Below are 21,476 nucleotides of genomic sequence, written 5' to 3'. Positions count from 1 at the left end.
CCAGCGCCGATCGCGATGGGTCCGAGAGCAACATGGTCTTGGACGTCTCGATGCTCGTCGGCACATCATCGGGAGGTCGTTCGCGGAATCGTCAGCGAGGGAAGGAGTCCCGTGATGGCTGATCTGAGCCTCGAGGTGGGCGTCTACCGGTACGAGCACACCGAGCCGCTGTTCGACGGACGGGTGACGATCGGCGGCGTCGACGCGAACCTGCACACCTCGCCGCTGATCTCCGACGTCTTCCGGTCGATGGCGCAGGGCGAGTTGGACATCGCCGAGTTCGGGCTGACGTACTTCCTGCGCACCTTCGACCGGGACGACTCGCCCTTCCTCGCCCTGCCGATCTTCCCGAACCGCAACTTCCGTCATTCGTCCCTGTTCGTGAACGTCGACAGCGGGATCGAGCGGCCGGAGGATCTCGCCGGCCGGACCATCGGGGAGTTCGCGCTGTACGGGTCCGACCCGGGGGTCTGGATGAAGGGCGTGCTGGCGGACGAGTACGGCGTGGCGCCCGAGGAGATCGACTGGGTGATCGGCGGCACCGACCACCCGATCCCCTCGTTCGACTGGATTCCCCAGCCCGTCCCGGACGGCGTCCACGTGCGCCATGCCGACGACGACCAGACGCTGGCCGCGCTGCTCGAGAACGGTGAGATCGACGCCCTCCTGTCGGTCGACGTGCCGCAGCGCCTGCTCGACGGGTCGACCACGAGGATCCGGCGGCTGTTCGTCGACTACGAGGCGGTCGAACGGGACTACTACCGCCGCACCGGAATCTTCCCGATGATGCATGTCGTCGCGATCCGCCGGGAACTGGTCGAGGTGCCGGGCCTCGTGGAGTCGGTCTACCAGGCGTTCTGCGAGGCCAAGGACATCGTCCAGGAGCACTACCGGGCGAATGCGGCGAAACAGCACATGGCCGTGATCACCCCGTGGTTCAGTGAGCTGTTCGCCGAGAACCGTGCGCTGCTGGGCGAGGACTGGTGGCCCTACGGCGTCGACGCCAATCGCACGGCGGTGGACACGTTCCTGCGCTACCACCACGAGCAGGGCCTGTCGCGACGGCTGCTGACGTCGGAGGACATCTTCGTGCCCGGGACGACCGGGTAAACGGCCCAGCTCCGGCTGCGTGCCGTCGGGTCCCGGGGGACGATCACCCCCGCACGGCCGTGTCGACGGTCCGGAAGGGGTTCGTGTGGATCTGCTGGCTGTCTCGGGGAGCCCGTCGTCGCCCTCGAAGACGGTGCTCGCGCTCGACGTCGCATCGCGGCGGGCGGCCGAGCACGACGACGTGCACGTCGACCTGCTCGATCTGCGCGAGCAGGAGCTCGTGTTCAGCGACGGCCGCGATCCGGCCGACTACACCGGCACGACCCGGGATGCCATCGACCGGGTGGTCGCCGCGGACGCCCTGCTGGTCGGGACGCCGATGTACCGCGGCGGGTACACGGGCCGGTTGAAGAACCTGTTCGACGTGCTGCCGAACGACGCGCTGGCCGGCAAGCCGGTCGGGCTCGTCGCGACGGGCGGCACCGATCACCACTACCTCGCGCTGGAACACGAGCTGAAGCCACTCATCGGCTTCTTCCGGGCGTGGGCGGTGCCCGGCGCGGTGTACGCCAACAACACGCACTTCTCGGAGGGCGAGCTCGTGGACGACGGGGTGCGCGCCCGGCTGCGCGACCTCGCCGACGCCGTCGTCGGATTCGCCCGCGGGATGCCGGCCGGGGCCGGGGCCGCCGCGCCGGACATCCCGCGCAAGTCCGCGACCGAGGCCTGACACCCCGGCGACCCCTCACCGGGCGCCCGGCGCGGTGGCGTGGACGAGGGCGTCGAGCTCGGACACGTTCACCGTCGGCTCGCCGAGGAACCCGAGCGAGCGGCCCCGGGTGGCCTCGGCGACGAGGACCCGGACCCGGTCCGGCCCGAGGCCGGTCACCCGGGCGACCCGGGAGACCTGCAGGGCGGCGTAGGCCGGGCTGATGTCGGGGTCGAGGCCCGAGCCCGAGGCCGTCACGGCGTCCGTCGGGACCGCGGCCGGGTCGACACCCTCGCGGGCGGCGATCGCGGTGCGGCGCTCGCCGACGGCCGTGACCAGGTCGTGGGAGTCGGCCGCCTTGTTCGACCCGCCGGAGGTGCCCGGGTCGGCCGGTCCCAGCCCCGCGGTGGCGTCCTGCGGCGCGGAGGCCGAGGGGCGGGTGTGGAACCACGGATCGGCCGCGGCGTTCGCCGGCACCGGGTCGATCCCGATGAGCGACGACCCGGTCGGGGTGAGCGAGCCCTCGGCCTGGTGGTGCAGCCCCGGGACGCGGCTGACGCCCCAGACCCCGAGCGGGTAGATCACGCCCAGCAGGACGGTGAGGACGACGACCAGCCGCAGGGCCGCGACGGCCTGGCGCCGCAGCGCGGACGTCGTCACCGGGTGGGCGGGGGTGGCCTCGTCGGTGGTGTGTTCGGTGAGCGTGGACATGATCAGCCGATCCCCGGGATGAACCGGACGACGAGGTCGATGAGATAGATGCCGACGAAGGGGACGACGACGCCGCCGAGCCCGTAGACCAGCAGGTTGCGTCGCAGCATGGCGTCGGAGCCCATCGGCCGGAACCGGACTCCGCGCAGGGCCAGCGGGATGAGCGCGACGATGATCAGCGCGTTGAAGATGACCGCGGACAGGATCGCCGACTCCGGCGTCGCCAGGTGCATGACGTTGAGCGCGGCGAGCTGCGGGAAGATCACCAGGAACATGGCGGGCAGGATCGCGAAGTACTTCGCCAGGTCGTTGGCCACCGAGAACGTGGTCAGCGCCCCGCGGGTCACCAGCATCTGCTTGCCGATCTCGACCACCCCGATGAGCTTGGTGGGGTCGGAGTCGAGGTCGACCATGTTGCCGGCCTCCTTGGCGGCGGTGGTGCCGGAGTTCATGGCCACGCCCACGTCGGCCTGGGCCAGCGCGGGCGCGTCGTTGGTGCCGTCCCCGGTCATGGCCACCAGCCGCCCGCCCGACTGCTCCTGGCGGATCAGGGCGAGCTTGTCCTCGGGGGTCGCCTCGGCCAGGACGTCGTCGACGCCGGACTCGGCGGCGATGGCCCGGGCGGTCACCGGGTTGTCGCCCGTGATCATCACGGTGCGGATCCCCATCGTGCGCAGCTCCGCGAAGCGCGCGGCGATGCCGGGTTTGACGACGTCGGAGAGCTCGATGGCTCCGCCATGTGAATGGAATTGGTCGTCCTGGCGACCAAATCCGTTCACATGGCCGCAGGCCAAAGGAGTCCCGCCCCGGGAGCTGATCTCCTGGGCGACCGCCTCGATGTGGGCCCGGGCCCGGTCGTCGCCGGAACCGCAGGCGTCGAGCCAGTCGAGCACCGACGCGACCGCGCCCTTGCGAATCGACTCGACGCTGCCGTCGGGACCGGTCACGTCCACCCCGGACATGCGGGTGGTCGCCGAGAACGGCACGAACTCCGCCCGCGCCTCCTCCGCCGACGCCTCCGGCGCCAGCCCGAATCCGCTCGCGCACAGCTCGACGATCGAGCGGCCCTCGGGCGTGCTGTCGGCGAGGCTGGACAACCGGGCCAGCCGCGCGAGCTCTGCCTCCCCGACGCCGGGCAGCGCGTGCAGCGCCGTCGCCCGCCGGTTGCCGTAGGTGATGGTGCCGGTCTTGTCGAGCAGCAGCGTCGAGACGTCGCCGGCCGCCTCGACCGCCCGCCCCGACGTCGCCAGGACGTTGCGCTGCACCAACCGGTCCATCCCGGCGATCCCGATCGCGGAGAGCAGCGCACCGATGGTGGTCGGGATCAGGCACACCAGCAGGGCCACGAGGACCACGAGCGACTGCTGGGCCCCGGAGTAGCCGGCCATGGGCTGGAGCGTGACCACGGCGAGCAGGAACACGATCGTCAGCGCCGCCAGCAGGATCGTCAGCGCGATCTCGTTGGGGGTCTTCTGCCGCTGCGCACCCTCGACGAGGGCGATCATCCGGTCGACGAAGGACTCGCCGGGCCGCGTGGTGATCCGCACGACGATGCGATCGGAGAGCACCGTCGTGCCCCCGGTGACCGACGAGAAGTCGCCGCCGGACTCGCGGACCACCGGGGCGGACTCGCCGGTGATCGCCGACTCGTCCACGGTCGCGATGCCGTCGACGATCTCGCCGTCGCCGGGGATCGTCTGCCCGGCCTCGACGACCACCCGGTCGTCGAGGCGCAGCGCCGTCGCGGGGACCTCCTCGACCGTGCCGCCGGGACGCAGCCGCCGCGCCACGGTGTCGGTCCGGGTGCGCCGCAGGGCGTCGGCCTGTGCGCGGCCGCGGCCCTCGGCGACGGCCTCGGCGAGGTTCGCGAACACCACGGTGAACCACAGCCACACCGCGATCAGCCAGGCGAACACGCTCGGCGACACCACCGCCGACACCGTGACCACGACCGACCCGACCCACACCACGAACATCACCGGGTTGCGGATCTGGACGCGCGGATCGAGCTTGCGCAGCGCCTCGGGCAGGGACTCGAGCAGCTGCGCGGGCCGGAACGCGCCGGCGCCCACCCGGCCGGAACGTTCGGCGTGGACCTCCTGCGCCTCCCGTGGCGGCCGGTCGACGGGGCGCATGGTCTCGGGGTGCCGGACGGTCATGACAGGCCCTCCGCGATGGGGCTGAGCGCGAGTGCGGGGAGGAAGGTGATCGCGGCGACCAGGACGATCGTCCCGACCACGAGCACCGAGAACAGCGGCTTGTCCGTGGCCAGCGTCCCGGCGCCGGGCTCGACCCGGGGCTGCCGGGCGAGGAGTCCGGCGAGGGCGAGGACGGCCACGATCGGCAGGAAGCGGCCGATCAGCATCGCCACGCCCAGGGCGGTCTGGAAGAACGGGCCGGTCACGGTCAGCCCGGCGAACGCCGAGCCGTTGTTGTTCGCCGCGGAGGCGAACGCGTAGAGGACCTCGGAGAGCCCGTGGGGCCCGGAGTTGCCGAGGGCGCCACCGGTCGAGGGCAGCGCGATCGCCAGGCCGGTGCCGAGCAGCACGACGGCGGGCATGGCCAGCACGACGACGACGGCGCACGTCACCTCGCGGCGGCCGAGCTTCTTGCCGAGGTACTCGGGGGTGCGCCCGACCATCAGACCGGCGAGGAACACCGCGACGACGGCGACCACGAGGATGCTGTAGAGGCCCGTCCCGACGCCGCCCGGCGTCATCTCGCTGAACAGCATGTTCAGCAACGTCCCGCCGCCGCCGAACGCCGAGTAGCTGTCGTGCAGCGAGTTCACCGCGCCGGTCGAGGTGCTGGTCGTGGAGTTCGCGAACAGCGCCGACGAGGGGATCCCGAAGCGGACCTCCTTGCCCTCGAGGTTCGCGCCGGCGGCCACCGCGGCCGGGCCGGTGGCGTGCGCCTCCGCCGTCCAGATGATCGCGAGCATGGCGCCCCACAGCGTGGCCATGACGCCCAGCAGCGCCACGCCCTGGCGCTGGTTGCCGACCATGCGGCCGAACGTGCGGGTCAGGGACACCGGGATCACCAGCAGCGCGAAGATCTCGATCCAGTTCGTGACGGCGTCCGGGTTCTCGAAGGGGTGGGCCGAGTTGGCGTTGAAGACGCCGCCGCCGTTGGTGCCCAGCTCCTTGATCGCCTCCTGGGACGCGGCCGGCGCGAGGGCGATCGTGCTCGCCCGGCCGTCGACCCCGACGACGTCGGCGCCGGCGTGCAGGCTCATCACGACGCCGAGCGCGAGCAGGACGATCGCGACGACGGCGGCGAGCGGCAGCAGGATCCGCGTGCAGCCGCGGACCACGTCGACCCAGGCGTTGCCGATGCGACCACCCGAGCGCGACCGGACGAACCCGCGGATCAGTGCCACCGCCACGGCCATGCCGACCGCGGCCGAGACGAAGTTCTGGACGGTCAGCCCGATCATCTGGGTGACCGCGCCCATGGTCGTCTCAGGGACGTAGGACTGCCAGTTCGTGTTGGTGACGAACGAGATCGCGGTGTTGAACGCGACCCCGGGGTCGACCGCGCCGTGGCCCTGGTCGAACCCGAGCACCCCCTGCAGGCGCTGGACCAGGTAGAGCACGACGATCCCGAGCAGCGAGAACGCCAGGATCGACACCGCGTAGGTACCGGCCCGCTGGTCGGAGTCCGGGTCGATCCCGGTGAGCCGGTAGATCACGCGCTCGCCGCGCCCGTGGGTCGGCGAGGTGTAGACGCGGGCCATCCAGTCGCCCAGGGGCCGCCAGACCGCGGCCAGCGCGAGCAGGAGCGCGACGAGCTGCAACAGCCCTGCGGCCGTGTCGCCCATCAGAACCTCTCGGGACGGACGAGGGCGACGACGAGGTAGATCAGCAGGGCCAGGGCGACCAGCCCGCCGATCACGTTCGCCGCGATCACAACCGGTCCAGTCCGCGGACCGCCAGCAGCAGGATCGTGAACACCGCGATCACCACCAGGCCATAGAGGAGGTCGGCCACGACCGCCGTCCCTTCGTCTGTCGCCGCGCCCCGGCCGGTCCGGGGCAGCTCGGCGTGACTGTGCGCCCGCCGTCGGGCGCGGACCGTCGTGTTGACGGGTCGTTGACGTCGGGCGGGCGTTCTTTCACGCGCCCCGGGCGCCCCTCGGGACGGCGTCGTCGGCCGTGCCAGGTGGTAGGAGTGCCGTAGGGGGACGGCGTCGACCGGGGGGCGAGGAATGAGTGAGCCGGATCGGACCGAGCTCGCGGCGGCCCGGCTGCCGGAGCTCATCGCCGAGGTGGCCCGGCGCGCCGACGAGATCGGCCGCACCCGTGATCGCGCTGAGGCCCTCGTCGAGGCCGTCGTCGCCGTCGCGTCCGGGCTCGACCTCCCGAGCACGCTGCGCCGCGTGGTCGCGGCGGCCGCCGAGCTGGTCGACGCCCGCTACTGCGCCCTCGGGGTCCTCTCCACCGACCGCACCACCCTCGCGGAGTTCGTGACCGTGGGGGTCGACGAGGACGAGCTGCGGCGCCGGCTCGGTGGCCCGCCGCGCGGTCAGGGCATCCTCGGGCTCCTCATCGACGATCCCCGCCCGCTCCGGCTGACCGATCTCGTCGCCCATCCGGCCGCGGTCGGCTTCCCCCATGGCCACCCGTCGATGCACTCCTTCCTCGGCGTCCCCGTCTGGGTCCACGGCGAGGTGTTCGGGACGCTCTACCTCACCGAGAAGAACGCGTCCGGCGGGTTCACCGAGGACGACGAGGGCGTCGTGACCGCCCTCGCGACGGCGGCCGGCGTCGCGGTCGACAACGCCCGCCTCTACGGCGAGTCCTCCTCACTGGTCGGGGAGCTGCGGCGGACCGAGCGCCTGCTGCGCGCGACCGGGGAGGTCACGGCCACGCTGCTCGCGGGCTCGGCGCCCGGCGACGCGCTCGCCCTCGTCGCGCGGCACGCGGCCGGGATCAGCGACGCCGACGGCGCGTTCGTCGCGCGCGGGGCCCTCGACGGGGAGGAAGAGCGCCTCGAGGTCGTCGCGTCCGTCGGCCTCGACGTGCTCCCCGTGGGCCGGGTCCTGCGGGGGAACGACGGCCCGCTCGCCGAGGTGGCACGCACCGGGACGCCCCGGGTCGCCGTGCGGCTGCTGCTGACCGGCCCACCCGACGACCCCGGGACCGGCCCGGACGCCGACCTCGGCCCGGTGATGATCGTGCCGTTGCGGGGCGGTGCGCCCGGCGACGGTGGCGGCGTCCTCGTCGCGGCCCGACGACGCGGCGGCGCCCCCTTCGACCCGGGGCAGCTCCCCGCGATCGCGTCGTTCGCCGAACAGGCCTCCGTCGTCCTGCACCAGGCCCGCATGCAGGGACTCCGGCGCGACGTCGACCTGCTCGTCGACCGGGAGCGGATCGCCGCCGACCTGCACGACCACGTGATGCAACGGCTCTACGCCGTGGGTCTGCGGCTGCAGGGGGTGCTGCCGAGGATCACCGACGGCGCCGTGTCCGAGCGCGTCGGCGACGCCGTCGCCCAGCTCGACGACGTGGCCCGGGAGATCCGCGCGACGATCTTCGACCTCCACCGCGCCGGGCGGCCTGGGCTGTCCGGACGGCTGCGGGCGAGCGTCGCCGAGCTGACCGCCGAGACCGCCGTCCGCCCCGTCGTCGTGATGACCGGTGGGGTCGACGAACTGCCGGAGCCGGTCGGCAACCACCTCGAGGCGGTGGTGCGCGAAGCGGTCAGCAACGCGGTCCGTCATTCGGGGGCCTCGACGGTCCGCGTGAGCATCTCGGTCGGCGAGACGGTCGAGGTCGACGTCAGCGACGACGGGCGCGGGATGCCGGAGGCGGCGGTCCTGTCCGGCCTGCTCAACCTCGACCGGCGCGCCCGCACCTACGGCGGCGAGCTCACCATCGCCGGGCGCGAGGAGGGCCCCGGGACGCGTCTCGCCTGGCGGATCCCGGCGGCACCCTCCCCGGACCGTGACGAACCGGCTCGGTGACCGGGGGGAGGTCACCGAACCGGTTCCGTGGTCGGGTCCGGCGACCCGACGTCTCCCAGCGTGCCCTGCGGGTGCCCGCGCACCCAGGGGCCGAGGTCGTGCCCGCGGCGGGACCTTGGTCCTGCTCGGGAGGGGTGCGGACGGGCGCGTCCTCCTAGGCTGACGGTGTGCTGCGGGTCTTCCTGGTCGACGACCACGAGGTCGTCCGCCGCGGGGTCACCGAGCTCCTGACGGCGGGCGGCGACATCGAGGTGGTCGGCGAGGCCGCCGGGGTCGCCGAGGCCCTCGCCCGGGTGCCGGCGACGACGGTGGACGTGGCGGTGCTCGACGTCCGGTTGCCGGACGGGTCGGGGGTGGAGCTGTGCCGCGAGCTCCGGTCCCGGTGCCCGTCCCTGGTGTGCCTGATGCTCACCTCGTATGCCGACGAGGACGCGGTGGTGGACGCCGTGCTCGCCGGAGCGGCCGGGTACGTCCTCAAGGATGTCGGGGGCAGCGACCTCGCCGCGGCGGTGCGCGAGGTGGGCGCGGGTCGCTCGCTGCTCGACACCCGGGTCACCGAGATCGTGATGGCTCGCCTGCGGGGCAGGCCCGACGACCCCCGCTCGACGCTCACGGCCCGGGAACGGTCGGTGTTCGACCTCATCGGGGAAGGGCTCACCAACGCCGAGATCGGCGCCGAGCTCTTCCTCGCCGAGAAGACCGTGAAGAACCACGTCACCTCGCTGCTCGACAAGCTCGGGATGCGGCGCCGGACCCAGGCCGCGGTGCTCGCGGAGCGGCTGCGCGGCCGCTGAGTCCGACCCCGCTCAGGTCGCCGGCGCCCGGGAGGGCGCCTCGCGGCCGATGCGCAGCAGCAGGTCGACCCGCCGTCGGACGAGCGCGGGCGGGAGCCGGCACCATGCCCCGAGGAGCCCGGCGCCGGCGAACGCGGCGAGCCAGGCGAGGTCCCCGGGGCCGACCGGGACCAGCCGCCCGTAGCGGTGCGCCACGAAGCCGTCGGCGCACAGCGCCCACAGCACGGCGATCACCAGCGCGGCCCGGCCCGAGCCGACGGTGGAGGTCACTGCGCACCCGGCGACGAGCGCCACGAGCGCCCACCACGAATCCGGCGGGGCGACCGCGCCGATCGCGACCGCCGCGACGAATCCGACGGCGGCGGCCGGCGGTACGAGCAGGCCGGCCGGTGCCTCGGCGATCGACTCCGACGTCTCGTCCACCTCCTTCGGCCGGGGCGATCCTCGCTGGTCAGCGGCCTGGGGACGGCGGTGTCTACGCAACCTTCACGTCGCCGGAATCGTGCGATCCACCGAAATGCGGCAGAATTCCCGGCATTCACGGGTCGGGGTGCCCGTCACATTCCGAGGGCCTCCGGGAAGTTTTGACGCGTTCTTATCGCGCTCGGCCCGCCGGGTCCGGGAGCGCGTTCCTACGCTCACGCAGCGTGTGGGGTGCGACGCTGTCGAAGCGACTGCTGGTGGGCCGTCCGATGGCCTCGACGCGCCTCGGCGAGACCCTGCTGCCCCGCTGGCTGGCCCTGCCGATCTTCTGCAGTGACGCGCTCTCGTCGGTCGCCTACGCCACCGAGTCGATCCTGGTGGCGCTCTCCGCCGGCGGTCTGGCGTTCTTCGCCGACGCTCCGTGGATCACCGTCCTGGTCGCCGCCGTCCTGGTGATCGTGGTGGCCTCCTACCGCCAGACCTGCCGCGCGTACCCGCGGGGCGGCGGGTCGTACATCGTCAGCCACGAGAACCTCGGATCCTCGGCCGGGCTCGTCGCCGCGGCCGCGCTGCTGGTCGACTACGTGATGACGGTCGCGGTCTCGGTGGTCGCCGGGACGGCCGCGATCACCTCGGCGATCCCCGAGGCGGCGCCGCACGCCGTCGCCATCGCCGTCGGGCTCGTCGTCGTGCTCACCGTGGTGAACCTGCGCGGCCTGCGGGAGACCGGCACCGCGTTCGCCGCCCCGACCTACGGCTTCGTCCTCGTGGTGTTCGTGATGTTCGGCTGGGCCGCCGTCCGCGGCCTGCTCGGGCATCACCTCGTGGCCGAGAGCGCGCACCTGCCGGTGCTGCCCACCGAGCACGCCGCCGGGCTGCTCGCCGTGCTACTGGTCCTGCGCGCCTTCGCCCAGGGCTGCACCGCGCTCACCGGGGTCGAGGCGATCAGCAACGGGGTGCCGGTGTTCCGCACGCCCAAGGCGAAGAACGCGGCGTCGACCCTCGGCCTGCTCGCGGCGCTGGCGGTGACCATGGGCGTGGGCATCACCGCGCTGGCCGTCATCTCCGGGGTGCACACCGCGGCCGATCCCGCCCAGCTCGGCCTCCCGCCCGGCACCGCACCGCGCACCGTGCTCGCCCAGGTCGCCGCCGCGGTGTTCGGGGACGGGACCGTGGGCTTCTACGCCGTCCAGACCCTCACCGCGGGCATCCTGATCCTCGCCGCGAACACCTCGTTCAACGGCTTCCCGGTCCTGGCCTCGATCCTCGCGCGCGACCGCTACCTGCCGCGGCAGTTCTACACGCGCGGCGACCGGCTGGTGTTCTCCAACGGCATCGTGCTGCTCGCGCTGTTCGCGATCGTGCTCATCTGGTCCTTCGACGCCAACGTCAACGCCCTCATCCAGCTCTACGTGGTGGGCGTGTTCATCGCCTTCACGCTCTCGCAGCTCGGGATGGTGCGGCACTGGCAGCGCCGGCTGGCCGCCCCGGACGTCGAGGGCCGCGCCGGGATGCGCCGGGCCCAGACGATCAACGCCGTGGGGGCGGTCGCCACCGGCACGGTCCTGCTCGTCGTCCTGGTCACCAAGTTCCTGGACGGCGCCTGGATCGTGGTGCTGGCCGTGCCGGTCCTCTTCGTGATGATGCGCGGGGTGTCCCGGCACTACGCGACCGTCGCCGACGAGACCGCGATCGGGGCCGACCGACCGCTCGGCCCGAGCCGCAACCACGTGCTCGTCCTCGTGTCGTCGATCAACGGCCCCACGCTGCGGGCCCTCGCCTACGCCCGCTTCCTGCGCCCCGACACCCTCACCGCGATCACCGTGCCCGTCGACGACGAGCCCGAGCAGCTCCGGCGCGACTGGGACGCCGCCGACACCGGCGTCGCGCTCACCGTCATCGACTCGCCGTACCGGGAGATCACCCGCCCGATCCTGAAGTACGTGCGCGACTTCCCGCGGCGGGGACCGCGCGACGTCGTCACCGTGGTCATCCCGGAGTACGTCGTCGGGCACTGGTGGGAGCAGCTGCTGCACAACCAGAGCGCGCTGCGCCTCAAGGCCCGGCTGCTCTTCCAGCCCGCCGTCGTCGTCATCGACGTGCCCTGGCACCTGCGCTCGGCCGCCGTCGCTCCCGTGGCCGTCGGCGCCGGAGATGTGGTCAGCGCCCACGGATCGGAGGCCCCCACGCCGTCGCATCCCGCAGGGTCCGCTTGAGCAGCTTCCCGCCCGGGTTGCGGGGCAGCGGCTCGGCGGAGACGACCACGTACTGGGGCACCTTGTAGTCGGCCAGCTGCGTGTCGAGGTGGGCCAGGACGGCGGGCACGTCGAGCGACCCGGCCGCGGGCACCAGGACGGCGCCGACCTTCTCGCCCATGACGTCGTCGGGCACGCCGACCACGGCCGCGTCCGCGACCCCCGGGGCACCGGCGAGGGCGTTCTCGACCTCCACCGAGTACACGTTCTCCCCGCCCCGGTTGATCACGTCCTTGGCGCGGTCGACGATCCGCACGATGCCGTCGTCGACGCGGGCGAGGTCGCCGGTGTGCAGCCAGCCGTCGAGGAAGGTCGACGCGGTCGCCTCGGGCGCCGCCCAGTAGCCGTCGACGACGTTCGGGCCGCGCACGAGCAGCTCGCCGACCCCGGCGTCGTCGGCCCCGGCGAGCGCCAGGTCGACCACCGGCGCGGCGAACCCGACCGCGTCGGCGTGGTCCGCCGCGTACTCGTGGGGCAGGAACGTGGCGATCGAGGAGGTCTCGGTGAGGCCGAAGCCGTTCCCCAGCCTCGCCCGCGGGAGCCGTTCGGCCAGCCGCCGGACCAGGGCGGGCGCGATCGGCGCGCCGCCGTAGGTGACCCGCCGGACGTGCGAGAGGTCGGCGTCGATGTCGGCGCGGACCAGCGTCAGCCCGTAGATCGCGGGGACGCTGACGATCGTGTCGATGCGCTCCTCGACGATCGTGCGGACGAAGGTCCCGCGCTCGAAGGTCGGCAGCACCACCGTGGTGCCGCCGAGCCCGAGCTGGACGAGCAGCTGCGAGTTGCAACCGGTGACGTGGAACAAGGGCACCGACACCAGGTTCCGGACCGACGGCCCCTCCGCGCGGTCGAAGCCGATCACGCGGATCGCGGTCTCGACGTTCGCCAGGAAGTTCCCGTGCGTGGTGCGCGCGCCCTTCGGTCGCCCGGTTGTCCCGCTGGTGTAGAAGATCGCCGCGAGGTCGGAGGGGACGAGATCGTCGAGTGCCTCCGGATGACCCGACGGCAGCGGCGATCCGGCCCGCAGCACTGCCGTGGCGCCGCTGTCGGCGAGGACGTGCTCGATCTCGGGCGGGGCGAAGCGCGTGTTGACCGGGACGGCCACGGCCCCGGCGAGCAACGTCCCGAGGAAGCCGACCACCCAGTCCAGCCCGGCCGGCAGCAGCGAGGCGACGCGGTCGCCGCGCCGGACGCCGTCGAGCACCAGCCCGCCGGCCACCGCCGCGGCGCGGTCCCACAGCTCGCCGTAGGTCACCCGGTCGCCGCCGACCTCGACCACCGCCTCGACGTCGGGACGACGCTCCACCGAGGCCCGCACCATGGCCACGATCGAGGGTGCCAGGCGGTCGTAGCGGGCGACGCCGTCGGCGCCGCGGGTGATGCCCGCGGTGTCGAACGGGGCCGCGCCGCGGGGGAGGGGCTCGAGAACCGTGCCGAGGGTCGCCACCGTCCACCTCCGCCGTCGTCGGGTGTGACCCGGGCCACTCTAGTGGGCGTGGTCGTCGACGTGGCCGGTTGCGGCGCCCGGCGTGGACTCCGCGACGATGTGCCCGACGACGAGGTGGTCGGCGCCGCGCATCGACAGCGAGGGGGTACCCGGCATGCGGGTGGGAATCTTGACCGGCGGCGGCGACTGCCCCGGTCTGAACGCGGTCATCCGCGCGATCGTGCGGCGCGGTATCCCGGAGTACGGCTACGAGTTCGTCGGGTTCCTCGACGGCTGGCGCGGCCCGCTGGAGGGGCTGACGAAGCCGCTCGACATCTCGGCCGTGCGCGGGCTGCTCCCGCGGGGCGGGACGATCCTCGGCTCGTCGCGGACCAACCCCTTCGCGATCGACGACGGGGTGGAACGCATCCGGCGGAACCTGGCCGACCTCGGCGTGGACGCCCTCGTGGCGATCGGCGGGGAGGACACCCTCGGGGTCGCGAGCAAGCTGCAGGAGCTGGGGGTCAACGTCGTCGGGGTGCCCAAGACGATCGACAACGACCTCTCGGGCACCGACTACACCTTCGGCTTCGACACCGCGGTCACGATCGCCACCGAGGCGATCGACCGGCTGCACACCACCGCCGAGTCCCACCACCGCACGCTCATCGTGGAGGTGATGGGGCGGCACGCCGGGTGGATCGCGCTGCACTCCGGCATGGCGGGCGGGGCGAACGCCATCCTCATCCCGGAGGTGCGCTTCGAGATCGAGCAGGTCTGCGACTGGGTGGAGAGTCGGTTCCGGCTGGAGTACGCGCCGATCATCGTCGTCTCCGAGGGCGCGATGCCCAAGGACGGCGAGGAGTCGTTGCTGACCGGGGCCAAGGACGCGTTCGGCCACGCCCGGCTCGGTGGGGTCGGCGACTGGCTGGGCCGCGAGATCGAGGCGCGCACCGGCAAGGAGGCCCGCACCACCGTGCTCGGGCACGTGCAGCGCGGGGGCACCCCCTCGGCGCGCGACCGCTGGCTCGCGACCCGGTTCGGGCTGCACGCCATCGACGCCGTCGCCGCGGGCCAGTGGGGGCAGATGACCGCGCTGCGCGGGACCGACATCGTCACGGTGCCGCTGCAGGAGGCCACCCGGGAGCTCAAGCTCGTCGACCCGGCGCTCTACGCGGAGGCCGCGGTCTTCTTCGGCTGACGAATAGCCGCGCATCATATTTTCGGGAATTGACGACGGTCGGTGGCCGTCGATACCGAAAAGGGTTGCGGCGCGTGCAATGGAATGGCGCGCGTCATCCGCGACTGCGGTCATTCGGTGGATGCAGCGACCGCAGCGCGGGCCTACTGTCGGATCTCGCCGAGAGGAGGCCCGCGATGAGTCGTCGTTCCGATGAGCTGCTCGGCGTGCCGCGGCGGTGAATCCACTGCTCGGACGCGGGTTGTGTCGGCTGATCGGTCATCGGGAGGCCTCTCGGGAGGGGATGCGGTGACGGAGCGCATCGAGCGTGCGCCCGGCTCCCGGCGGCCGGTATCGGTCGGTCGACCGTTCTGCGCTCCGGTACCGCTGCGTAGGTGGGGAAGGTTCGGTCGGCTGACCGATGCCCCGGACCGCGACCCGCGCCCATCCTCGTCGGGACCCCCGACGGGCCTCTCGCGCCCGACCGTCGCACCGCTGGAGGACCCGGTGACCGAGCTGTTCCCCGACCTGCCCTACGCGGACTGGGCCCCCACCCGCGAGACGTTGCACCGCTTCGCCCAGATCGTCGGCAAGATCCGGCTGGCGGCCAGTCCCCGGCGCAACCACTGGTGGAACGTGCCGCTGCACCTCTCCGGCCGCGGCCTGACCACCCGGCCCATGAGCCTCGACGGCACCCGGATCTTCAGCATCGAGCTCGACCTGATCGATCACCGCCTGGACCTGGGTTCCGACGACGGGCGACGGTGGTCGTTCCCGCTGCGGGACCGCTCCGTCGCGGCCTTCTACGCCGATCTGACCGCCGGTCTGGCGGCTCTCGACCTGCCGGTGGCGATCGCCGATCCGCGCCCGTTCGACCTGCCCGACCACGAGCGCCCGTTCGCCCTGGACACCGAGCACGCGACCTACGACCCCGCCGCGGTCACCCGCTACTGGCACATCCTCGGCCAGGTCAACCTGCTGCTCGAGCAGTTCGCCGGCGGCTACAGCGGCAAGACCAGCCCGGTGCACCACTTCTGGCACACCTTCGACATCGCGGTCACCCGCTTCTCCGAGCGGATCATCGCCCCCGCCCCCGGCACCGATCCGGTCACCCGCGAGGCCTACTCCCGCGAGGTGATCAGCTCCGGGTTCTGGTTCGGCGATCCGTCGACGCCCGAGCCGGCGTTCTACTCCTACACCGCGCCCGAGCCGGCGGGGCTGGCCGACTCACCCCTGAGCCCACCGGCGGCGCGCTGGGTCGGGCAGGGCGGGGCGCACCTGGCGGTGCTCGGCTACGGCGCGGTCCGCGGGAGCGCCGATCCCCGCGCCACGGTGCTCGACTTCTACGAGAGCGCGTACCTCGCCGGAGCGGTCCGCGCCGGCTGGTCGGTCGGCGAGCTGGCCTGCCCGGCCGGGATCACCGACCCCCTCCGGCAGGGCGAGCGGGCCGGCGCCCCGGCGCTCACGTCCCCGACAGCCGCGCCACCAGCGGAGCGAACTCCTCGATGAACGCGCTGTTCACGCTGACGTAGGAGACGCCCAGCTCCGCGCGCCGGCGTTCGAGCTCGGCGGCCATGTCGTCGACGCCGCCCCGGAGCATCGTCAGCGAGTCGTTCTCGATGAGGGCCTGCGCGTCGGCCTGGATGAAGCCGCGCATCCACGCCGGGACCTCGTCGCCGACCACGAAGATGTTCATCGCGAGCTCGAGCTCGCGGCCGTCCGCCGCCGACCGGAGCTCCTCGACGTGGGCGGCGAACTCGTCGCGGGGGGTCAGCACACCGCCGGCGAGGGTCACGATGTCGGCCTTCGCCGCGGCGAGCCGTCGCGCCCGGGGCCCGCCCGCGGCGACCATCACCGGGGTGTGGGTGTGCGCCTCGCCGTCGAGCCGGCGGACGTGGTCGATCGTCGCGGAGATCGCGTCGAGCCGTTCACCGGCGCTGCCGTAGGGCAAGCCCAGCTCCTCGGCCTGCTCGCGCATCGACGGCAGGCCGGTGCCGAGGCCGAGCTCGAAGCGGCCCTCGGTGAGCGTGGTCAGGCTGTGGGCCTCCCACGCCGCCGCGCGGGCGGTGCGCAACGGGCTGGCCAGCACGAACGAGCCGACGCGCAGCCGGTCGGTGACCGCGGCGGCCGTCGCGAGCGCCGCGGTCGGCGTCGGGATGTGGAGGTTGTCCGGGGAGAGCAGCGTCGAGTATCCGAGCTCCTCCGCGCGGCGGGCCGTGTCGCGCCACCTCGCGCCGCCCTGCTGGGCCGCGGCCACCACGCCGAACCGGAACGCCGTCATCGGATCCCCTCGTCTGCCGTCGCCTGCGATCCAACCACCGACGTGTACGGCCCGCGTCACGACGGCCCGCCGTCGATCACCACGGAATGGGGTGATGCGGATGCACTTGCAGGCGCGCGGGCCGGATGTATCTTGCTCTCGATGAACGACACGGGGGCGGCGCGCGGACGGCGCCATGCGATCACTGTCGACGTGCCCGGCGGGATCGGGACGGCGCATCTCCCGAGGGCGGTCCGGTGATGGGCACCACCTACCGGTACCGGGTCCTGCACCCCGACCACCCGAACCACAACAAGCGGATCGACATGGGCTACCGCCTGCGCGAGGCGCGGCCCCCGTCGCCCACCACCGTGGACATCGACGGAGTCACCTACCGGGAGGCCGACGTCCCCGGCGGCGACCTGCTCGTCCCCGCGGAGAGCTGACGACCCCGGTCCGTCACTCGAGATAGGCGTCCCGGGGATGGGTGAGGGCGTGCGCGAGCCGCAGCCGCATCGTCGGGTGCATCTCCCTGTCCGCGAGGTCGCCGACCGGGACCCAGGCGGCGTCGGAGGTCTCTGAACCGTCGGGATGCGGGTCGCCGCTCACGGGCCAGGCGTGGACGCACACGGCGAACTGCTGCCGGGTCTCGGTGCCGGTCGGGGACGCGATGAGGTGGCTCGGGTCCGTGGAGATCCCGGCCAGCCGGAGCACCTTGATGACGACGCCGCTCTCCTCGGCCACCTCGCGTTCGACCGCATCGGTCGCCGACTCGCCGACCTCGACGCGGCCGCCCGGCAGTTCCCACAGGCCGTTGTCGGTGCGCCGGACGAGGAGGACCCGGCCGGCGTCGTCGCGGACGACGGCGAACACGCTGGGAGCGACGATCGTCGCCTGCGGCGCGTGGGGATCGTGGTGGTACTCGAAGCGGGTCATGGCAGCTGTCCGAACCCTCCTCGGTGGCGCGTGGGCCGGTCCCTGACGGTGACCCGCCGCGGCGGCCGTTCCCTCACCCCCGGCGGATGATTCGGGTCCCGCCGACGGCCGGAGGCACGCCCCTCACCCGCGACGGGTGAAGCGCGGCGGCCCGCGCCGGAGGAATCTGAGCGCCGCTGCCCGCCCCGCGTCCGCCCGGGTCTCCGGCGGCCGGCACGTCGTCACCTGAGGCCGGGAGGGAGGGCGCATGGCAGCCGCTTCGGAGGAGCCGAAGATCGCCGGGTCGAGTCGCGGCGACCTCAGCCCCCACACCCGGGCCCGGCTCCGCGCCGCCCTGACCGGGTCGATCTTCGCGATGTCGGTCCTGGCCTACCTCGGCGACCACGAGACGAGCCTGGGTCCGGCGGTGCTGACCGTCGTGGGCACCGGAGTGGTCATCTTCTTCGGCGAGGCCTACGCCGGTCTGTTCTCGATGGCCCTGGCCACCGTCCGCTCCCTGCCCGCGGAGGAGATCCGCGAGGAACTGAGCGCGTGCTCGACGGCCGCCGCCCCCGGCGTCGCCGCCGGCCTGTTCCTGCTCGTCGCCGACCTGTTCGGGCTCGGCGTGCAGGCCGCGATCGACGTCGCCCTGTGGCTGGGAGTGCTGACCCTGGTCCTCTGCAGCGCGATCGAGGCCCGCGACTCGCACCGCTCGCTCCCGGTCCGGGCCGGCTGGGTCGTGGTGTCGGTCCTCGTCGGCGTCGGGATCATCGCGCTCAAGGCCCGGCTCCACTGATGGCCGTCACCGATCGGGCCGGACCGCCGGGCGCCGTGCTCCCGGTGACACAGGGCCCGGACAGCGGGAGTCCTCCGGCACTGGGCGTCGCCCGCCGGAGCGCCTACACCTCACGGAGTGTTCCGCGCCGCCGGCGCGGGGATGGGACGAAGGGGGCAACAGATGACCATGAATGGCGCCGGCCGCAGGTCGGGCTGGGACATCGTGCTGGGGATCGTGCTGGTGGTCGTGGGTCTGCTCGTGCTGGCCAACGCGGCGCTGGCGACGGTCGTCTCGATCTTCTTCATCGGCTGGGCGGCCGTGATCGGCGGCATCGTGCTGCTGGTGCAGGCCGTCGTCCGACGCAAGGAGGGCAGTGTCTGGTCGATGATCGTGGGCGGTGCCGTGCTGCTCGTGCTGGGGATCTTCGTGCTCCGCAATCCGGCAGCCGGCCTGGTGACCCTCACGCTGGTCGCGGGCGCGCTGTTCCTCGTCGTCGGCGTCACCCGGATCGCGATGTCGGGTGCGGTCCCCGAGGGACGCTGGATCGTGGTGACCAGCGGTGTCATCTCGGTGCTGCTCGGTCTGCTGGTGCTGCTGAACCTCACGACCGCCAGCGTGCTGCTGCTCGGGATCCTGCTGGGCGTCCAGACGCTGCTCGAGGGCGTGACGGTGCTCGTCGCCCGGCGCGGGCCCGCCGGAGCCGTGTCGACGCCACGCACGACCGGCGCGCCCGCCTGAGCATCGGCGCTCCGCCCCGCCGATGCGCTGCACGACCCGGCGTCGGTCCGGGGCGATGACGACGGCCGGCCCGTCGTCGGGTGATCCGCGGCGTCCGTCCGCGGCCCGGCGGATCGCGGCGGCGGTCGCGCTGATCGCGCTGCTCGCGGCCGTCGGGGGCGTCGTGCTCGGCACGCTCCGCAACGTCGGGGTCCTGGTCCTCGACGTCGTGCTCGTCGTGCTCGCGGTCCAGGCCGGGTGGATCGCGCTGGTCAGCCGGGGTGCTCGCCGGGTCGTCGCCGCGGCGCTCGCGGTCGCCGCCCTCGCGGCCGCGGTGATCCTGCTCGTGGTCTCCCTCGATGCCGCGACGACCCTGCGGATCGTGCTCGTCGTGCTGTTCGCGGCGATCTCGGTGGCGGCCGCACGGGTGGCGCTGCGGCCCGACGCCGTCCGGCCGTCGACGGGCGGCCGGGTGGGTCCGGCCCGCCGCGGCGTGCTCCTGATGAACCCGCGGTCCGGGGGCGGGAAGGTCGGCCGCTTCGACCTGGAGGCGGAGGCCGGCCGCCGCGGCATCCGCGCCGTCGTGCTGGGGCCCGGCGACGACCTGCGCGAGCTGGCCGAGGCGGCGGTCGCGGCCGGGGCGGACGTCCTCGGCATGGCGGGCGGCGACGGCTCGCAGGCACTCGTCGCCGACGTCGCGCGGCGTCACGGCCTGGCCCACGTCTGCGTACCGGCCGGCACCCGGAACCATCTCGCCCTCGACCTGGGTCTCGACCGCAACGACGTCGTCGCCGCACTGGACGCCTACGGCGAGGCGCTCGAGGGCCGCATCGACCTCGCCCGGATCGGGGACCGCGTCTTCGTCAACAACGCGTCGCTCGGGGTGTACGCGACCATCGTCCAGTCGGACGCCTATCGCGACGGGAAGCTCGCCACCACCACGCAGATGCTCCCGGATCTGCTCGGCCCCGACGCGACACGCTCCGACCTGCGCTTCGAGCGGCCGGACGGTCGGACGCGATCGTCGGCGGACATGATCCTGGTGTCCAACGGCGAGTACACCCTCGAGACCATCGGGGGCTTCGGCAGCCGGCCGCGGCTCGACACCGGCCGGCTCGGCGTGGTCACCGTGGCCGTCGATCGGGCCCGGGACCTGTCGGCCCTGATGGCCGCCGAAGCCACGGGGCGGATCCGGCGCTTCCACGGCTACGCCGCCTGGACGACGACGGAGTTCGTCGTGGACTCCTCCGAGCCGCTGCTCGACGTCGGGGTGGACGGCGAGGCGCTGCGGCTCGCGCCGCCGCTGCGGTTCCAGACGCTGCCCGGCGCGCTGCGCGTGCGCACCCCGCTGGGCGCGCCCGGTGTCTCCCCCGCCGCCAGCGCTCCCGGGCGCCTCGGGACAGCGGTCCCGGCGCTGTGGGGAGTGCTCGTCGGCCGGGCCCGCGCGTGACGCTCCGGTGGTGCGCGGGCCGTGCCGCGGGTCATGCTCGCTGGCGAACCGGCCCGAGGAGATGACCATGTCCGTGCTGTCCGCGCTCACCGACGCGATGAGCTCCGGGGCCGTCGAGGTCGTCGACCTCACGACCCCGCTGCAGGAGTCCACCCCGATCCTCGAGCTCCCCGCACCGTTCGCGAATACCAGCCGCTTCCGGCTCGAGGAGCTCTCGCGCTACGACGACCGCGGCCCCGCCTGGTACTGGAACGACATCCACACCGGCGAGCACACCGGCACCCACCTCGACGCCCCGAACCACTGGGTCACCGGCCGCAACGGTCCCGACGTGTCCCAGGTCCCGATGCGGACGCTCGTCGCGCCCGCCGTCGTGATCGACCGGACCGCCGAGGTCGAGAAGGACCCGGACTTCCTGCTCGAGGTGGCCGACCTCGAGTCCTGGCAGTCCGAGCACGGCCCGCTGCCCGACGGCGGGTGGCTCCTCTACCGCACCGGGTGGGAGGCCCGCGGCGGGACGCAGGAGGAGTTCATGAACGCCGACGACGCGGGCCCCCACACGCCGGGGGTGTCGACGGAGTGCGCCCGCTGGATCGCGCAGGAGTCCCCGCTGACCGGGTTCGGGGTGGAGACCGTCGGCACCGACGCGGGCGCGGCGGGCGGGTTCGACCCGCCGTTCTCCTGCCACCACTTCCTCATGGGCGCGAACCGCTGGGGCCTCACCAGCCTCCGCAACCTCGGGCGGGTCCCGACGACGGGTGCGGTGCTGGTGGTGTGCCCGCTCCCCATCGTCGGGGGGTCCGGCTCGCCCGCCCGCGTGCTGGCGTTGGTGGAGCGGTGACCG

The 21,476-nt window shown here is 73.3% G+C and carries 20 protein-coding genes; 12 read left to right on the top strand and 8 right to left on the bottom strand.

The window, feature by feature from the left end; all coding sequences use genetic code 11:
* The first annotated feature begins 114 nt into the window (after positions 1 to 114).
* Both LQ327_RS17895 and LQ327_RS17890 read left to right on the top strand, forming a co-directional pair.
* The gene (locus tag LQ327_RS17895; RefSeq protein WP_230736092.1) at positions 115 to 1,110 is read left to right on the top strand and encodes a PhnD/SsuA/transferrin family substrate-binding protein; all 996 of its coding nucleotides are present in this window, start codon (positions 115 to 117) and stop codon (positions 1,108 to 1,110) included.
* An 85-nt stretch (positions 1,111 to 1,195) separates the two neighbouring features.
* Positions 1,196 to 1,780, top strand: coding sequence for an NADPH-dependent FMN reductase (locus tag LQ327_RS17890; RefSeq protein ID WP_230736090.1), 585 nt, complete (start codon positions 1,196 to 1,198; stop codon positions 1,778 to 1,780).
* Between the two features lie 15 nt (positions 1,781 to 1,795).
* Here LQ327_RS17890 and LQ327_RS17885 read toward each other — a convergent pair whose 3' ends face one another.
* From LQ327_RS17885 to kdpF, 4 genes are read right to left on the bottom strand one after another with little or no spacing between them, the layout of a single operon-like run.
* Entirely contained in the window at positions 1,796 to 2,470 is a 675-nt protein-coding gene (locus tag LQ327_RS17885; protein WP_230736088.1) for a potassium-transporting ATPase subunit C, read from the bottom strand.
* A 2-nt stretch (positions 2,471 to 2,472) separates the two neighbouring features.
* On the bottom strand, positions 2,473 to 4,605 hold the full coding sequence (gene kdpB / locus LQ327_RS17880) for a potassium-transporting ATPase subunit KdpB (protein WP_230736284.1): 2,133 nt from the start codon (positions 4,603 to 4,605) through the stop codon (positions 2,473 to 2,475).
* Positions 4,606 to 4,625: 20 nt separating this feature from the next.
* Positions 4,626 to 6,290: a potassium-transporting ATPase subunit KdpA gene (gene kdpA, locus LQ327_RS17875; RefSeq protein ID WP_230736086.1), complete on the bottom strand. Its 1,665-nt coding sequence runs from the start codon at positions 6,288 to 6,290 to the stop codon at positions 4,626 to 4,628.
* Positions 6,290 to 6,379 (bottom strand): K(+)-transporting ATPase subunit F, encoded by a 90-nt coding sequence (gene kdpF, locus LQ327_RS17870; RefSeq protein ID WP_230736084.1) that lies wholly within the window; start codon positions 6,377 to 6,379, stop codon positions 6,290 to 6,292. The genes kdpA and kdpF overlap by 1 nt, the downstream gene beginning before the upstream one ends.
* Positions 6,380 to 6,676: 297 nt before the next feature.
* On the opposite strand from kdpF, the gene LQ327_RS17865 reads away from it, so the two are divergent.
* Together LQ327_RS17865 and LQ327_RS17860 are read left to right on the top strand one after the other, a co-directional pair.
* On the top strand, positions 6,677 to 8,434 hold the full coding sequence (locus LQ327_RS17865; RefSeq protein ID WP_230736082.1) for a GAF domain-containing sensor histidine kinase: 1,758 nt from the start codon (positions 6,677 to 6,679) through the stop codon (positions 8,432 to 8,434).
* Positions 8,435 to 8,601: 167 nt separating this feature from the next.
* Positions 8,602 to 9,228, top strand: coding sequence for a response regulator (locus LQ327_RS17860; protein ID WP_230736080.1), 627 nt, complete (start codon positions 8,602 to 8,604; stop codon positions 9,226 to 9,228).
* A 12-nt stretch (positions 9,229 to 9,240) separates the two neighbouring features.
* Here LQ327_RS17860 and LQ327_RS17855 read toward each other — a convergent pair whose 3' ends face one another.
* Positions 9,241 to 9,651 (bottom strand): hypothetical protein, encoded by a 411-nt coding sequence (locus LQ327_RS17855; RefSeq protein WP_230736078.1) that lies wholly within the window; start codon positions 9,649 to 9,651, stop codon positions 9,241 to 9,243.
* Positions 9,652 to 9,920: 269 nt separating this feature from the next.
* Between LQ327_RS17855 and LQ327_RS17850 the strand changes: the two genes are divergently transcribed.
* A complete protein-coding gene (locus LQ327_RS17850; RefSeq protein WP_269070431.1) occupies positions 9,921 to 11,867 on the top strand; it encodes an APC family permease in 1,947 nt (648 codons plus the stop codon).
* Here the strand turns inward: LQ327_RS17850 and LQ327_RS17845 are convergent.
* Positions 11,812 to 13,353: a class I adenylate-forming enzyme family protein gene (locus tag LQ327_RS17845; RefSeq protein WP_230736074.1), complete on the bottom strand. Its 1,542-nt coding sequence runs from the start codon at positions 13,351 to 13,353 to the stop codon at positions 11,812 to 11,814. The two genes, LQ327_RS17850 and LQ327_RS17845, sit on opposite strands and share 56 nt — an antisense overlap.
* A 154-nt stretch (positions 13,354 to 13,507) precedes the next feature.
* On the opposite strand from LQ327_RS17845, the gene LQ327_RS17840 reads away from it, so the two are divergent.
* Together LQ327_RS17840 and LQ327_RS17835 are read left to right on the top strand one after the other, a co-directional pair.
* Positions 13,508 to 14,533 carry a 6-phosphofructokinase gene (locus LQ327_RS17840; protein WP_230736073.1) on the top strand — a complete coding sequence of 342 codons (1,026 nt, stop codon included), beginning with the start codon at positions 13,508 to 13,510 and terminating at the stop codon, positions 14,531 to 14,533.
* Positions 14,534 to 15,019: 486 nt separating this feature from the next.
* Positions 15,020 to 16,021, top strand: a complete 1,002-nt coding sequence (locus LQ327_RS17835) for a DUF5996 family protein (RefSeq protein ID WP_230736071.1) — start codon at positions 15,020 to 15,022, stop codon at positions 16,019 to 16,021.
* Here the strand turns inward: LQ327_RS17835 and LQ327_RS17830 are convergent.
* Positions 15,975 to 16,793, bottom strand: a complete 819-nt coding sequence (locus LQ327_RS17830; RefSeq protein WP_230736068.1) for an LLM class flavin-dependent oxidoreductase — start codon at positions 16,791 to 16,793, stop codon at positions 15,975 to 15,977. The genes LQ327_RS17835 and LQ327_RS17830 overlap by 47 nt on opposite strands.
* 239 nt (positions 16,794 to 17,032) lie before the next feature.
* Here LQ327_RS17830 and LQ327_RS17825 point away from each other — a divergent pair, with 239 nt between their 5' ends.
* Positions 17,033 to 17,218 carry a hypothetical protein gene (locus LQ327_RS17825; RefSeq protein ID WP_230736066.1) on the top strand — a complete coding sequence of 62 codons (186 nt, stop codon included), beginning with the start codon at positions 17,033 to 17,035 and terminating at the stop codon, positions 17,216 to 17,218.
* Positions 17,219 to 17,231: 13 nt separating this feature from the next.
* On the opposite strand, the gene LQ327_RS17820 is transcribed toward LQ327_RS17825, so the two are convergent.
* Positions 17,232 to 17,708, bottom strand: coding sequence for an NUDIX domain-containing protein (locus LQ327_RS17820; protein WP_230736064.1), 477 nt, complete (start codon positions 17,706 to 17,708; stop codon positions 17,232 to 17,234).
* Positions 17,709 to 17,955: 247 nt separating this feature from the next.
* Between LQ327_RS17820 and LQ327_RS17815 the strand changes: the two genes are divergently transcribed.
* From LQ327_RS17815 to LQ327_RS17800, 4 genes are all read left to right on the top strand, one after another.
* Positions 17,956 to 18,483: a hypothetical protein gene (locus LQ327_RS17815; protein WP_230736062.1), complete on the top strand. Its 528-nt coding sequence runs from the start codon at positions 17,956 to 17,958 to the stop codon at positions 18,481 to 18,483.
* 117 nt (positions 18,484 to 18,600) lie between these two features.
* Positions 18,601 to 19,203: an HdeD family acid-resistance protein gene (locus LQ327_RS17810; protein WP_230736060.1), complete on the top strand. Its 603-nt coding sequence runs from the start codon at positions 18,601 to 18,603 to the stop codon at positions 19,201 to 19,203.
* Between the two features lie 55 nt (positions 19,204 to 19,258).
* Entirely contained in the window at positions 19,259 to 20,632 is a 1,374-nt protein-coding gene (locus LQ327_RS17805) for a diacylglycerol/lipid kinase family protein (protein ID WP_230736058.1), read from the top strand.
* 67 nt (positions 20,633 to 20,699) lie between these two features.
* Positions 20,700 to 21,473 carry a cyclase family protein gene (locus LQ327_RS17800; RefSeq protein ID WP_230736056.1) on the top strand — a complete coding sequence of 258 codons (774 nt, stop codon included), beginning with the start codon at positions 20,700 to 20,702 and terminating at the stop codon, positions 21,471 to 21,473.
* The last annotated feature ends 3 nt before the right edge of the window (positions 21,474 to 21,476 follow it).

This window comes from Actinomycetospora endophytica (genome assembly GCF_021026375.1).
GTDB lineage: Bacteria > Actinomycetota > Actinomycetes > Mycobacteriales > Pseudonocardiaceae > Actinomycetospora > Actinomycetospora endophytica.
This window is presented reverse-complemented; position numbering and strand designations above follow the sequence as displayed.